This is a genomic window from Pseudomonas persica (assembly GCF_900291015.1).
In the GTDB taxonomy this organism is placed as follows: domain Bacteria; phylum Pseudomonadota; class Gammaproteobacteria; order Pseudomonadales; family Pseudomonadaceae; genus Aquipseudomonas.
This window is the reverse complement of the sequence record NZ_OLKL01000279.1, coordinates 1-249: the sequence shown is the minus strand read 5'-3', so window position 1 is coordinate 249 and position 249 is coordinate 1. Positions and strand designations below refer to the sequence as shown.

Below are 249 nucleotides of genomic sequence, written 5' to 3'. Positions count from 1 at the left end.
GTTCCAGGTTGCAGGCCTGCAGTTGCTGCAGCCAGTCGACAATCCGCTGCTGCGGTTGGGGCGTCTGCACCACCGGCAAGGTGTTGATGAACAAACCCAGCATTTCGTCGGCACCGGGCAAGCCGGCTGGCCGGCCCGCCACGGTGGCGCCGAAGCACACCGTGGCTTGCCCGGTATAGCGCTGAAGCAGCAGCAGCCAGGTCGCTTGGATCAAGGTGTTTGGGGTGATGCGCAAGCGCTGGGCCTGCT

Annotated in this window: 1 protein-coding gene; it reads right to left on the bottom strand. The window is 65.1% G+C overall.

The window, feature by feature from the left end:
• Nucleotides 1–249, bottom strand: a 249-nt coding sequence (locus tag FQ664_RS26575) for a condensation domain-containing protein (RefSeq protein WP_144175962.1), incomplete at both ends; no start/stop codon positions are given.